The 13024-nt window shown below is 51.2% G+C and carries 14 protein-coding genes and 1 pseudogene; all 15 read left to right on the top strand.

Features of this window, described 5'->3' with window-relative positions; genetic code table 11:
• Nucleotides 1-4 precede the first annotated feature (4 nt).
• The gene (locus HED65_RS08015) at nt 5-1216 is read left to right on the top strand and encodes a phage major capsid protein (protein ID WP_114978157.1); all 1212 of its coding nucleotides are present in this window, start codon (nt 5-7) and stop codon (nt 1214-1216) included.
• A gap of 42 nt (nt 1217-1258) precedes the next feature.
• The gene (locus HED65_RS08010) at nt 1259-1585 is read left to right on the top strand and encodes a head-tail connector protein (RefSeq protein ID WP_114978156.1); all 327 of its coding nucleotides are present in this window, start codon (nt 1259-1261) and stop codon (nt 1583-1585) included.
• Between the two features lie 8 nt (nt 1586-1593).
• A complete protein-coding gene (locus HED65_RS08005; protein ID WP_114978155.1) occupies nt 1594-1932 on the top strand; it encodes a phage head closure protein in 339 nt (112 codons plus the stop codon).
• Complete coding sequence (locus HED65_RS08000; RefSeq protein ID WP_114978154.1) at nt 1929-2378, top strand: HK97-gp10 family putative phage morphogenesis protein; 450 nt, start codon at nt 1929-1931, stop codon at nt 2376-2378. Before HED65_RS08005 ends, HED65_RS08000 begins: the two co-directional genes overlap by 4 nt.
• On the top strand, nt 2375-2722 hold the full coding sequence (gene gp17, locus HED65_RS07995; protein ID WP_114978153.1) for a tail completion protein gp17: 348 nt from the start codon (nt 2375-2377) through the stop codon (nt 2720-2722). Before HED65_RS08000 ends, gp17 begins: the two co-directional genes overlap by 4 nt.
• A gap of 55 nt (nt 2723-2777) precedes the next feature.
• A pseudogene (locus HED65_RS07990) lies at nt 2778-3197 on the top strand (phage tail protein); the annotation flags it as partial.
• Nucleotides 3198-3231: 34 nt separating this feature from the next.
• Nucleotides 3232-3600: a phage tail assembly chaperone gene (locus tag HED65_RS07985; protein ID WP_060569265.1), complete on the top strand. Its 369-nt coding sequence runs from the start codon at nt 3232-3234 to the stop codon at nt 3598-3600.
• Nucleotides 3601-3611: 11 nt separating this feature from the next.
• Nucleotides 3612-3902 (top strand): phage tail assembly protein T, encoded by a 291-nt coding sequence (locus HED65_RS07980; protein ID WP_114978151.1) that lies wholly within the window; start codon nt 3612-3614, stop codon nt 3900-3902.
• A 56-nt stretch (nt 3903-3958) separates the two neighbouring features.
• The gene (locus HED65_RS07975; RefSeq protein WP_000404385.1) at nt 3959-4294 is read left to right on the top strand and encodes a zinc ribbon domain-containing protein; all 336 of its coding nucleotides are present in this window, start codon (nt 3959-3961) and stop codon (nt 4292-4294) included.
• A gap of 46 nt (nt 4295-4340) precedes the next feature.
• Nucleotides 4341-7637: a phage tail tape measure protein gene (locus HED65_RS07970; protein ID WP_114978150.1), complete on the top strand. Its 3297-nt coding sequence runs from the start codon at nt 4341-4343 to the stop codon at nt 7635-7637.
• Nucleotides 7638-7650: 13 nt separating this feature from the next.
• A complete protein-coding gene (locus HED65_RS07965) occupies nt 7651-8244 on the top strand; it encodes a hypothetical protein (RefSeq protein ID WP_114978149.1) in 594 nt (197 codons plus the stop codon).
• A complete protein-coding gene (locus HED65_RS07960; protein ID WP_114978148.1) occupies nt 8244-8828 on the top strand; it encodes a hypothetical protein in 585 nt (194 codons plus the stop codon). The genes HED65_RS07965 and HED65_RS07960 overlap by 1 nt, the downstream gene beginning before the upstream one ends.
• 6 nt (nt 8829-8834) lie before the next feature.
• Nucleotides 8835-9233: a DUF6950 family protein gene (locus tag HED65_RS07955; RefSeq protein ID WP_114978147.1), complete on the top strand. Its 399-nt coding sequence runs from the start codon at nt 8835-8837 to the stop codon at nt 9231-9233.
• Entirely contained in the window at nt 9233-12037 is a 2805-nt protein-coding gene (locus HED65_RS07950) for a phage tail tip fiber protein (protein ID WP_114978146.1), read from the top strand. Before HED65_RS07955 ends, HED65_RS07950 begins: the two co-directional genes overlap by 1 nt.
• 2 nt (nt 12038-12039) lie before the next feature.
• Nucleotides 12040-12993: a DUF6453 family protein gene (locus tag HED65_RS07945; RefSeq protein WP_114978145.1), complete on the top strand. Its 954-nt coding sequence runs from the start codon at nt 12040-12042 to the stop codon at nt 12991-12993.
• The last annotated feature ends 31 nt before the right edge of the window (nt 12994-13024 follow it).

The following is a 13024-nucleotide window of genomic DNA, read 5'->3' as shown; positions in this document are numbered from 1 at the left end:
CTTTATGTCTGAAGTAAACGATATTCTTAAAAAAGTCACTGCCAGCATTGAAGAAGCAACCAGTAAGTTCAACGCGAAAGCAGAAGAAGCCGTCAAAGAAGCGCAGAAATCCGGCAAGCTGTCAGAAGAAACAAAGGCAGCCGTTGATAAAATGGCTACTGAGTTCAACGCCCTGCGTGAAGCAGAAAAAACGTTGAAGGCCGCAATGGGTGAACTCGAACAGCATGTAGCTCAGATGCCGCTGGCAAATGCGAAGCAGGTTGTGGAGTCGATCGGCCAGCAGGTGATCTCTGCTGAGGCGCTGAAAACCTTTGCTGCCAGTGTTGAAGGTGGCAAACGTATCAGCATCCCTGTGAAGGCTGCTTTGACTTCTGCGGATGTTCCTGATGGTGTTGTGGAGCCTCAGCGCCTGCCGGGTATTGATACGGCGCCGAAGCAGCGCCTGTTCATCCGCGATCTGATTGCACCAGGTCGCACTTCCTCCCCGGCTATTTTCTGGGTGCAGCAAACAGGCTTTACCAACAACGCGAAAGTGGTTCCTGAAAATACGCAGAAACCATACAGCGAAATTGAGTTTACGCCGAAAATCACTGGCGTAAGCACCATCGCCCACCTGTTCAAAGCCTCAAAGCAGATCCTGGATGACTTCGCACAGCTGCAGTCAACCGTTGATGCAGAAATGCGCTACGGGCTGAAGTACGCAGAAGAGCAGGAAATTCTCTTCGGTGATGGTACCGGCGTTCATCTGCATGGCATCGTTCCTCAGGCGTCGGCGTTTAATCCAGCGTTCACTGTGGAACAGCAGAGCGGGATTGACGATCTGCGTCTGGCAATGTTGCAGGCGCAGCTGGCGCGCTTCCCTGCATCCGGTCACGTTCTTCACTTCATTGACTGGGCGCGGATCGAGCTGACAAAAGACAGCCTGGGTCGTTACATCCTGGCTAACCCGGCGGCACTGACTGGCCCGACTCTGTGGGGGCTTCCGGTTGTTGCAACGGAAGCGGCGGCCTTCCAGGGTAAATTCCTGACCGGTGCATTCAACGCTGGCGCGCAAATCTTCGACCGCGAAGATGCGAACGTCGTTATCTCCACGGAGAACGCCGACGACTTCGAGAAAAACATGATAACCATCCGTTGCGAAGAACGTCTGGCGCTGGCTGTGAAACGCCCTGAAGCGTTCGTGTACGGTTCATTCAGCACCGGCGCGGGTAGCTGATAACTATTGCGGCCTACGGGCCGCTTTTTTCGGGGCAAACAAATGCTTGATCAGAATGTGGTGAAACAGCATTGCCGGATTGATACCGACTTTACGGGTGATGATGCTCTGCTTGAGATTTACACAGGTGCGGCGGCCAGTTACATCCAGACATGGACACGGCGAACGCTCTATGAAAAGGAAAGCAGCCCTGGCTACGCTGACGACCCAGACCCGATACTGCTTAATGATGATGTTAAGGCGGCAATGTTGTTACTCATTGGCCATTGGTATGCAAACAGGGAAGCGGTAAACATCGGGAACATAACTTCAGCCATTCCTTTTGCTGTGGAAGCGCTATTGCAGCCATACCGCATTTATGGATTGTAGGGGGGGGTATGCAGGCCGGAAGACTGAGAGACAGGGTGGTAATTCAGAACATCACAACATCCAGAGATCATTCTGGTCAGCCTGTTGAAACGTGGCATGAGGGCGCGACTATATGGGCAGAAGTTAAAGGTATCAGCGGGCGTGAGCTTGTAGCGGCAGGTGCTGAAACGGCCGTAGCCACTATCAGGGTATGGACTCGATTTCGTAACGATATAACTGCTGCGTCAAGACTCATGGTTGTGACTGGCCCGTTCAAGGGTGTCATTTTAAATATCATTGGTCCGCCGATACCTGATTCTCGCGGCATTCAGCTCGAAATTTTATGCAAGCAGGGGGCCGAAAAATGATTGAAACGAGCCTCGATTTCTCCGGGTTGAATGACATAGCAAAAGACCTGGAGTTACTTAGCCGCGCTGAAAACAACAAGGTTTTGCGTGATGCCACGCGCGCCGGGGCAGAAGTGCTAAAGGAAGAAGTGATCGCACGCGCTCCTGAGAGAACTGGAAAGCTGAAGAAAAACGTGGTCGTTTTGACTCAGCGCTCACGCCGCCGTGGCGAAATTACATCCGGCGTACATATCCGTGGCCGCAACATGCGAACCGGTAATAGCGACAACACCATGAAAGCCAGCGATCCGCGAAATGCGTTTTACTGGCGGTTTGTTGAGATAGGGACAGTAAATATGCCGCCTCATCCGTTTGTGCGACCCGCGTTCGATGTTCGCCAGGAGCTGGCAACGGAGGTCGCGATCAGGCGAATGAACCAGGCGATAGATGAGGCATTAAGCAAATGACGGAAGACGATCTCTATCCTCTGCTGGCACCGCTGGCCGGAGGGCAGGTTTATCCCTACGTTGCACCGCTTGGCAGTGACGGGAAACCTTCAATTTCACCGCCGTGGGTAATCTTCTCGATCATAACTGATGTGGCCGCTGACGTTCTCTGCGGCCAGGCAGAGTCTTCTGTTTCGGTGCAGGTCGATGTCTATTCCAGCACCATCACTGAAGCGCGCACGATCAGGAATATGGCGCTTGATGCTCTGCAGGTGCTGAAGCCGGAAAGCATTGTGAAAACGCCGGGCTATGAGCCTGATCTGCGCTATCACCGGGCCACGCTCGAATTTCAGGTCACCGTCTGACCAGACCTAAACCATACCACCCGCTCCGGCGGGTTTTTTATTTCAGGAGACAGTTATGTCCTCACTTTATGAAAAATCACAGGGCACGAAGATTCAGATCACTTCTGCCCCGGCAACGCCCGAAACGGTCGGTTCTGCAACCTATCTGGATTTGCAGTGCACCATTAAAGAGGTGCAGTTCACTGGCGGTCAGAAACAGGATATCGACGTCACGACCCTGTGTTCTACAGAACAGGAAAACATTAACGGCCTGGGCGCTCAGTCAGAAATATCTCTGTCAGGTAACTTTTACTCAAACCCTGCACAGGATGCCCTGCGTGATGCGTATGACAATGACACCACATACGGTTTCAAAATCATTTTCCCTTCTGGGATCGGCTTCCAGTTCCTGGCTGAAGTTCGCCAGCACACCTGGTCATCAGGTACAAACAGCGTTGTGGCCGCCACATTCTCGCTGCGTCTGAAGGGCAAGCCCCAGAAAATTGATCCGGGTTCATAAGGAGTAACCGATGAAATCTATTAAAGAGCTCGCGCTGTCGCGTCAGTCCGCATTCCGCCACGTTACTGTTGAAGTGCCGGAATGGGATGGAGTAAAGATTATGCTCAGGGAACCATCAGCAGAAGCATGGTTGCACTGGCAGGACGTGATTAAACCGGGTGATACGGATGGTGAGTTGTCCGTGTCAGAACGTGCGCACCGCAATCTTCGCGCCGATGTCACACTGTTTATTGACGTTTTGTTTGACGAACAGGGTGAGCCGGTATTCAGCAAAAATGATTTTGCCGATGTTGAAGCGGTGTATGGCCCTGTTCATGCGCGGTTGCTGCGCCAGGCTCTTAATCTGACTACTGACCCGAAGGAAGCTGAGGGAAAGTAGCACAGCCCGGCATGAGGTTTCTGATGTCGCTTGCGCTCCGCATGGGGCGCACGCTATCAGAGCTTCGGGATATCATGTCTGCCAGTGAGCTCAGGCTCTGGGCTGAATTTGATAAACATAGCCCAATAGGTGATATCCGGGGCGACATTCAGGCGGCACAAATTGCAACGGCTGTGTTTAATTCTCAGGGTGCAAAAGCCACGATGAGTGACATGCTGCTGCGCTGGCAGCGTGATCCTGATGAAGAAGGTGCAGACCCGTTTGCCGGGCTTGAGGCGGCGCTTACAGCTGCGACGCAGTGACATTTAGCCCAGAAAATATTAGGATTTGTTCGACTAATTATTCTGGGACCAAAAATATGGAAATTTTACTTGTTTCAATTGTCATCGGCTTAATTCCGGCCTTAATTGCTCATAGCAAAGGCCGCTCTTTCTTTGCCTGGTGGGTGTATGGTGCGCTGTTGTTTATTATTGCTTTCGTGCATTCTCTTGTAATAAAGAAGGATGTTGCTGCTGAAGAAAAAGACTTAATTGAAAACGAGGGTATGAAGAAATGTCCGTTCTGTGCGGAGATAATCAAAAGCGAAGCCATTAAATGTAAACACTGCGGCAGTGATTTGGCAGCTGGATCACCTCCACCTAAAACTGATGAAGAATACCTTGAAGAGGCCAGGCAAAAGGTCTGGAAACAATAAAAATAAAACCGCTTCGGCGGTTTTTTTACGTCTGGAGCTTGGATAAATGGCAACCTTACGCGAATTAATAATCAAAATTTCCGCCAATTCTCAATCTTTCCAGACGGAGATATCACGCGCCTCTCGAATGGGGCAGGACTATTATCGGTCTATGCAAAATGGTGGACGACAGGCTGCTGCTGCGTCGCGTGAAACACAGCGAGCTCTGGCGGAGGTTACCAATCAGATTAACACAGCAAAGGCATCTGCTCTTGGGCTGGCAGGCGCATTTGCAGGAGCGTTTGCAACAGGTCACCTTATTTCACTTGCGGACGAATGGAGTTCCGTGAACGCCAGACTGAAGCAGGCATCCCAGTCTAACGATGATTTTATTGCTTCTCAGCGTGCACTGATGGAGATCAGCCAGCGCACAGGTACGACTTTTTCAGACAATGCCAGTTTGTTTGCGCGTTCCGCTGCCTCAATGCGTGAATACGGTTATTCATCCGAAGATGTTTTAAAGGTTACCGAAGCGATTTCTACAGGATTAAAAGTTTCAGGAGCCAGCACTGCAGAGGCAAGTTCAGTTATCACCCAGTTCAGCCAGGCTCTTGCTCAAGGTGTTTTGCGTGGCGAAGAATTTAACTCCGTAAACGAGAATGGGGATCGTGTTATTCGTGCGCTCGCAACTGGAATGGGCGTCGCGCGAAAAGACCTTAAAGCAATGGCTGATCAAGGCCAGCTTACTTCTGACAAGGTGGTCCCGGCATTAATTAGCCAGCTTGGGACGCTGAGAGATGAGTTCAGCTCCATGCCTCAGACAGTTTCTGCCGCCTCTACGAAGATAGAAAATGCTTTCATGGCATGGGTAGGCGGGGCTAACGAAGCTACAGGTACAACGAAGGTATTAACCGGTGCGTTTAATAGTGTTGCTGACAATATTGATACTGTAGCAATGGCTGCTGGTGCGCTAGTGGCTGTCGGTACAGCTCGCTGGCTTGGTGGAATGGTCACTAGTGCAGCATCTGCGACGGCTGAGTTGTTAAATGCTGCAAAAAGCGAGGTTTCATTGGCTGAAGCCCAGCTCAGGGGAACCCAGATTTCTACAGCAAGAGCCAGGGCAGCTGTATATCGTGCCCAACAAGCACTGATTGCAGCTCGTGGTACAGATGCCCAGGCAGCTGCCGAGAAAAGATTATCCGCAGCTCAGGCATCATTAACAAGAAATATTCAAGCCAGAACAGCAGCACAAACAACGCTCAATAATGTGACCGCTGCTGGGTCAAGATTGATCAGTGGTGCACTTGGATTGGTGGGCGGAATCCCCGGTTTGGTCCTGCTTGGAGCTGGCGCATGGTACACCATGTATCAGAATCAAGAACAAGCCAGACGCTCAGCACAGGAATATGCAAACACTCTCGAAGAAGTGCGCGCTAAGACTAAATCCATGTCTCTGCCTGAGGTTTCGGATAATGAAACAAAGACCCGGCAGGCTCTGGATGAACAAAACAGGCTCGTTGATGAGCAAGCCCAAAAAGTAAGGCAACTAAAGGAAGAGATTGCCGGTTATCAGCATATGCTGGCAAATCCTGGAGTAACTGTAGGTGGTTATATGATTAACCATCTGAAAAGTATTGATGACGCCACACGTGAACTTTCAAACGCAACGAGCTCTTTAGTTGTTGAGCAGGAACGTTTGGCTCAGATGCAGGCAAAATCTGAGTCTATACAGGAGGTTCTTGAAGGTATTGAGCATCGACGGATCGCCTTGATTCGACAGCAAGCGGCAGAGCAAAACAGCGCATATCAATCATTATTGGTGATGAATGGGCAGCATACTGAATTTAACCGCTTGTTGAGTCTAGGTAATAGCCTGCTCATGGCTAGGCAGGGCCTTGTAAACGCCCCGATGCGTCTTCCTCAGGCTGAGCTTAATACCAGTCAAAGCGATGCATTAAATAAAAGTCGCCGCGATCTTGAATTATCTAAATTAAAAGGAGAAGCAAAAGAGCGTGCACGTTTAGCTTACGCGGCTGACGATTTAGGGTTTGTTGCGGATGATCCGCGTTATCAAACTAGCCGTAACGAATTTATTAATAATGGTTTGGCTGAGTGGCGTAATAATGAAGCCAGTAAACCTCAGAAGAAAGGCCCTAAATCCGAAGCCGAAAAAACTGTTGATACGTATGACAAGCTCATCAAGCAGCAGAAAGAGCAGATCGCTCTGGCTGGTCAAAATACCGAACTGGCAAAACTGAAATACCAGGTTAGCCAGGGCGAACTGGCGACGCTGACAGAGTCCGAGAAACAGACCCTTTTGCAGAATGCCGCGCTTATTGATCAGCAGAAAATTCGTGAGCAACTGGCAGCGTATGAGGCAAACCTTGCCGATGCCAACGCCAGCGCGCGTGCATCAAACCAGGCTGAGCTCACTGGATACGGGCAGGGGAGCCGTATGCGTGAGCGTATGCAGGAAATGCTGCGTATCAGGGAGGAATTTCAGCAGAAAAACGTTGACCTTCAGCGCCAGTATCAGTCCGGTGATATCTCTGAGGAATTGTATCGCCAGGAGTTGGCACTGAATAAACGTTATCTCGATGAACGCTTACGCGATCAGGAGAGTTTCTACGCTGCGTCTGATGCCCAAAGAAGTGACTGGGCTGCTGGGATGCGGGAGGGCTTTGCTAACTGGGTAGATACTGCTTCCGATTATGCATCGCAGTCAGCAGACCTGGTGAACAATACCATGTCTGGGCTGGTGGGAAATATTTCTGAAGCATTGGCCGGTAACAAGGTTGACTGGGAGGACTGGTCAAAATCGGTACTGGCATCTATGCAGAAAATTATCCTGAACGCGATGATCGTCAATTCGCTGCAATCTTCTATGGGCGGTGGTGGATTTCTGGGCGGATTGTTTGGTGGCTCTGCTGGCGGGTCCACACCGTCTGGTTCTTACAACTCGGCTGCATCAGGTCTTCAGCTCAACGCTAAGGGAGGGGCTTACGCTTCCGCCAGCCTCAGTGCTTACAGTAACAGCATTGTCAGATCACCGACATACTTTGCTTTTGCGAAAGGCACTGGGCTGATGGGGGAGGCTGGCCCGGAAGCCATCATGCCACTCACACGCTCTGCGGATGGTTCGCTCGGTGTTCGGGTAACCGGGGCGCAAACCTCACCAGCGGGAAGTGGTGAAATCCATATTACCCAGCATTTCACCATTTCCGGTAATGGCGACGCCGCGCTTAAACAGGCAATGGAAGAAGCGGCAGCACGGGGGGCAAGAGACGGTGCGAAGCTGGCGAGGCAGGAAACGTTAAAGGATTTCCAGACGAATGGACCGGCCAGGAGAATGCTAAACGTTTAAGTAAGGAGTAACTATGGCTGCGCTTGAATGGCCTGCAGATGTATGTCCGGCGTCGCTGACGTGGCGGCCGGAAAGTAATACCAAAACCTTTCGTTCCCCCTTTAACGGCGCTTCTCAGACCGTTCGCTTTCCCGGTACCCGCTGGATTTGCTCCCTGACGTTTAACAATCTCACCGATGAAAAATCCCGGCGTATAGATGCGCTGGTGGCCTCGCTCGATGGTGAATATGGAAGGGTAAAAATTCGTGACTGGGGCCGGGATGGCAGAACGCCTGCCGGGAATCCGGTTGTTCAGGACGCTAACCAGACAGGCACGCAGCTGAGCAGCAAGGATTGGACGCCAGGCAAGCTTGTGCTGCGCACCGGGGATTACATCACCGTTCACGATGAGTTGAAAATGGTTACAGCTGATGTGACCAGCACTTCAACTGGTACCGCAATCATTCCGATTGCACCTATGCTGCGTACTTCACCGCCGGTTAACAGCAAAATTGAAGTGGCTAACCCCTACGGCATTTTTAAGCTGAAGGATAACCAGCAGGGAGCGGGGAACCGTATTCCAGGCGTCTTTACCAGCTACACGCTGGAGTTTGAGGAGGCATTTTAATGCTGTATTCCCCTTTTTCAGATTCGATGATCACCTGGCTCTCCCGCGACAGGGTGACTGCGGTGCTGGCGGCAAATGTCCAGTTTGAGTCCGGCACGGCTTACGTTCACTCCGGCACCGGTACACTGGTGCTGGGTGGATTTGTCTATTACGGCATGGGAACGCTGGGCGCTATTGATGACGTGAGCGAAACCAACACGACAAGCCCGACGCAACTGAAAATGACTTTGTCCGGCCTGGACATGTCCCTGTTTGCTAAAACACTTAACGAGCGTTGCGTGGGCAAGCCTGCTGAGCTGTATCTTGTGGCAATGGACGACAATGGCGTAGTTCAGGTGGCGGACCTGATTTTTAAGGGCCGGGTATCCGGTACCGGAGCGACATCGGGAGATACCAACGCCCTGCAGTACACCGTCAGTAATATTTTTGAGGACTGGCAGCGACCTTTCCCGGATCGCTATACCGATGAATCCCACCAGACAGCCCAGCCGGGCGACCGTATATTTCGCTACGTCGCTCAAATGGCAGAACGTTCAATTTACTGGGGCAGCAAAAAAGATGCGCCAGGATTTACCTATTCGTGAGGAAGCATGAAGCATCCAGACTGGCATAACAGATTAATCGCCGTGATAAGGGCCGCTGAAAAGCGGCCTTTTTTATGGGGCGAACATGACTGCTGCCTGTTTGCAGCTGACTGCGCAGAAGCGATGACCGGGGAGAATTTTGCTGACGGCTGGCGCGGGACGTATGACAGCGAAACAGGGGCGAAAATAGCGCTGCTGCGCGGTGGCGGTTCGCTTGAAAAGGTTCTGGCTAAATATCTTGATGAAGTACCTGTGAAGATGGCTCAGCGCGGCGATATCGCGGTTGTAGAAAACGCCGGAACCCGATGCGCCGGAGTGATTTACGGCGGCGCTGTATGGGTGCCGGGTGAGGCAGGTCTGGTTTGCCTGCGCGTCAAACCGATGAGTACATGGAGGGTTCGCTGATGCCTGCCGCTATTCCTATCATTGCGACTGTCGCCGCTGGCGCTGCAGCTGCAAATGGTGCCTACGCAATAGCAATGGCCATCACCATCGCTGCGCAGGTGGCCACGCAGATGATGACCAAAAAGCCCTCCCTTGGCTCTTATCGGGACTCATCCGAAAGGAAGCAGGTTTTGCGCGCTGCGGCCAGTCCAAAAACGGTGGTTTATGGAAGGACTGTGTCTGCTGGCACCCTGTTTTTCTCTGAAGAACAGCCCGGCAACCAGACTGATGGTGAATGGCTTCACCTGGCTATCACTCTGGCGGGTCATCCGCTGTCTGGTGTGGGTACCATCTATCTCGGTGATGATGACATCGGTTCGTACTCTGGCAACGCGACTTATGAGGTTCATAACGATCGTCAGACGGCAGACCCTTTTATGCTGAAAAATTGCCCATCGTGGAAAAATGACATGATCGGCAAGGGGATTTCCTGGCTTCGTGTGTCGCTGAAGTTTAACGCTGAAAAATTTCCTTCCGGCATTCCCAATATCAAAGTGGAGAAGACAGGGCGCAAGGTCTATGACCCGCGCACCGGCCGCACGGAATACAGCAATAACCTGGCACTTTGCGTGCTGGATTACTACCGCAATTATTTGAAAGTTCCTGATGCGGATATCAGCTGGGATCAGTTTCAGGAAGCCGCCAATATTTGCGACGAAATGGTAACAAACGGCGACGGTGCATCAGAAAAACGTTACACCCTCAACGGGGAATTTGATCTCAGTGAAAACAAGGCCAGCATCCTTGAAGCGATGCTGGCAGCGGGTGCAGCTGAGCCAACATACATCGCTGGTAAGCACGGAATTCTGGTTGGCGCGTATTACGGCCCGGCGACTGAAGTGATCACTGAAAGCCAGCTGGCTGGTGACATCGAAATCATGCCGGAGGTGTCCCAGTCTGAGCGCGTTAACACCATTAACGGAACGTTTATCGACCCGAAACAGACCTATGCTGAGGCTGATTTTCCGGCTGTTTCAGTCAGTGAGTGGGTTGCAGAAGATGGCGTTGAAATATCGCAGGATATGAAACTTCGGTTTGTGACCAGTGAGTTTCAGGCCCAGCGACTGGCGGATATTAAGCTGAAGCGCACCCGAATTTCGCGCACTATGAATCTCACGCTGAACCTGAGTGGCTACCGCTACCGTCCAGGTATGTACGTGAAAGTAAACTTTCCGTCGCTCGGTATAGTTAATGTCGAAATGCGTGTCACTGACTGGAAATTTGGTATACAGAATGGCGTGCAGATCACCCTGAAACAAGAGACTGCTGATGTCTGGGGTGATGCGATTGGGAAACCGATTGAGCGCCCACCGTTTACACAGCTACCTCCGGGAGGCGTGGCGCAACCGCAGAACCTGAAATATACCGTAGAGGAAATTGGACAGGTGGTGCAGGGCGTGCTGTCCTGGCAGAATATTGGGCAGTTTGTTTATAACAAGGTCGTGATCCGCAAAGCAGGTCAGATGGTGCTGTCTGCACAGGTTCCGGGTTCATTCACCAGGCTGACAGGGCTTGTTCAGGCAACCTACACAGCTCATGTCACTGCGGTCAATCAGATGGGCGCAGAGTCGCCGGAGGCATATCTCGAATTCAGCATTCAGGCACCGCCTCCGCCATCCAAAGTGGATATAGAGCAGAGTTATTTTGCCATAACGCTTTACCCGCGCCTGGCAGCAGTGACGAACGTCTCAACGCAGTTTGATTTCTGGACGTCCGGAGAAACCAGACTACCGAATACCAGCACGCCCACAGTTGAAGGTGGAGCAACGCGCGCCGGTGTCGGTACCACCTGGAGCAGCCACGGTCTGAAGAACGGGCACACCTATTACTGGTATATCCGCACCATTAACGCTTTCGGAACATCTGCATTCGTGGAAGTCGCCGCGTTGTGCCAGACCGATACAGCTGACCTGATAGATATCATTGACGAAGCTGTCAGGGATTCTGATGCATTCAAAAATGTTTCTGAAGGGGTGAATACAAACCTCGAAGGTATTCTGCAAAACGCGCTGGCGAACAAAGGTACTGTGGATCGCCAGTTCCAACAGTTGGGGCAGGTAAGCGCCGAAATCCTGACTGTGAAAACAACGATCGCCACAGTAGACCAGGCTCTTGCGCAGCTCACAACGAGCGTTAAGGCTCAGTTTGGTGAGGTCAATTCTCAAATTCTTCAGCAGCAGACAGCCATCAGTGACAACGCAAAAGCTATCTCGTCTCTCGATACATACGTGCAGTCACAGGTTGGCAGTTTGACGGCGGCCGTCAATCAGAAGATGAACGCAGAGGTGACCAGCGATGGCACAGCCAAAGCGTCATACACACTGAATCTGGGCATTGTCCGAAACGGAGTGAAGTACAACACCGGCTTTGGAATGTCCATCGAACCATCAGGAGGATCATACAAATCGACAGTAGTATTTGCTGCTGATCAGTTCGGTATTTACTCAGGAAGTAACCCGGGAAATTATCAGCCCGCATTTTTTGTCTATAACGGCCAAGTGTTCATTCGTGATGCCATGATTCAGGACGGAAGTATAACTAATGCGAAGATCGGTAATTACATAAGGTCATCAAACTATGTTGCCGGTCCCGCCGGTGCTGGCTGGAACATTGATAAAGACGGGAACTGTGAGATGCATGGGGCGCTATATGCTTCCAGTGGTAACTTCGCATTCACGGGTAATGGTAATGGCGTCACCATTGACGGTAAGGGGGTAAAAATTGATCTTGGCGGCGGAAATCTTATTGTTCTCGGGGAGTGGTAACAATGCCAAAGGGATTACGTATTACCTATGATGACGGCGGTCCGGCAATGGAAATTACTGCCGGGCTGCGTTGCCCTTCATTCTGTCAGAACGTGAACGAAGCATGGGATATTAACCAGTACACAATTAATCAGCGGGTGGAAGGCAGTCAGATCGTTCTAATTCCCCGCAATACCGTTTATCAACTGTACAGGGGGACAAACCTTGTTCCCACTATCGGCATGCTGGACGGTTTTACGGTATCTGGTAATACGATCACCATGAACACATGGTGGAGTGACAACTGGACACGAGTAAGAACTTTCGGTGCGTCAATATGGCAAATTCTGCCAGCCTCCTCAGGAAAGGGGCTTTTAATTAAGGACAGCACTGATTTTTTATCCATAACTGATGCCTCGATGTCAGGTTATTGCGTATGGCGTGGGACAATAACATTTACCGGGCGCTGGGCTACACCGACGACAAATATTTCACGGGACCGCTATATGGTGTTTGCAAAATGGAGCGCTGAAAACGTCACTATTGAATTTGACGGATCAAACATCATTGCGACAAAAGACCATTCTGGGCTCGATCAGGATGCGACCGTAACCATGCAGATTGCCATTTTTGCCAGTGGTGTCTCTCCTTCACCAGGGAGGGGGTTGAATATTATAAAAGGTGGGGTCTGTGTGTTCTCCACCACACGAAGGCCATTTGTGTACCGGAACCAGACCTATACACCCACATGGTCAAACACTGATATTGGGGATGGCATGGTTTTACTTGGCCGCTACGGATATAACAGTGAAGTATATGGTGGCTGGGACTATATAAAATGGGCCGGACTCATCCGTAACGGTAACCTTGTGCGAGCCGGGAGGGGGAGAAATGTTACCTCATGGACATCTCAGTACAGCGTGGTAGGACGAAGGCTGACAAAACTTTCCATTCCTGTCATTGATGCAATCTACTAATAACCCGCTTCGGCGGGTTTTTTATTACATG

Origin of the sequence: Pantoea sp. LS15, assembly GCF_012241585.1 — a bacterium.
In the GTDB taxonomy this organism is placed as follows: domain Bacteria; phylum Pseudomonadota; class Gammaproteobacteria; order Enterobacterales; family Enterobacteriaceae; genus Enterobacter.
Note: the sequence above shows the minus strand (reverse complement) of the source record. Positions and strands in the feature narration are given on the sequence as shown.

Coding starts and splice junctions, on each gene's coding strand:
- HED65_RS08000 (WP_114978154.1), top strand. CDS start 1,929: ATGATTGAAACGAGCCTCGATTTCTCCGGGTTGAATGACATAGCAAAA.
- HED65_RS07950 (WP_114978146.1), top strand. CDS start 9,233: ATGCCTGCCGCTATTCCTATCATTGCGACTGTCGCCGCTGGCGCTGCA.
- HED65_RS07960 (WP_114978148.1), top strand. CDS start 8,244: ATGCTGTATTCCCCTTTTTCAGATTCGATGATCACCTGGCTCTCCCGC.
- HED65_RS07945 (WP_114978145.1), top strand. CDS start 12,040: ATGCCAAAGGGATTACGTATTACCTATGATGACGGCGGTCCGGCAATG.
- HED65_RS07965 (WP_114978149.1), top strand. CDS start 7,651: ATGGCTGCGCTTGAATGGCCTGCAGATGTATGTCCGGCGTCGCTGACG.
- HED65_RS07980 (WP_114978151.1), top strand. CDS start 3,612: ATGAGGTTTCTGATGTCGCTTGCGCTCCGCATGGGGCGCACGCTATCA.
- HED65_RS07955 (WP_114978147.1), top strand. CDS start 8,835: ATGAAGCATCCAGACTGGCATAACAGATTAATCGCCGTGATAAGGGCC.
- gp17 (WP_114978153.1), top strand. CDS start 2,375: ATGACGGAAGACGATCTCTATCCTCTGCTGGCACCGCTGGCCGGAGGG.
- HED65_RS07970 (WP_114978150.1), top strand. CDS start 4,341: ATGGCAACCTTACGCGAATTAATAATCAAAATTTCCGCCAATTCTCAA.
- HED65_RS08010 (WP_114978156.1), top strand. CDS start 1,259: ATGCTTGATCAGAATGTGGTGAAACAGCATTGCCGGATTGATACCGAC.
- HED65_RS08005 (WP_114978155.1), top strand. CDS start 1,594: ATGCAGGCCGGAAGACTGAGAGACAGGGTGGTAATTCAGAACATCACA.
- HED65_RS07985 (WP_060569265.1), top strand. CDS start 3,232: ATGAAATCTATTAAAGAGCTCGCGCTGTCGCGTCAGTCCGCATTCCGC.
- HED65_RS07975 (WP_000404385.1), top strand. CDS start 3,959: ATGGAAATTTTACTTGTTTCAATTGTCATCGGCTTAATTCCGGCCTTA.
- HED65_RS08015 (WP_114978157.1), top strand. CDS start 5: ATGTCTGAAGTAAACGATATTCTTAAAAAAGTCACTGCCAGCATTGAA.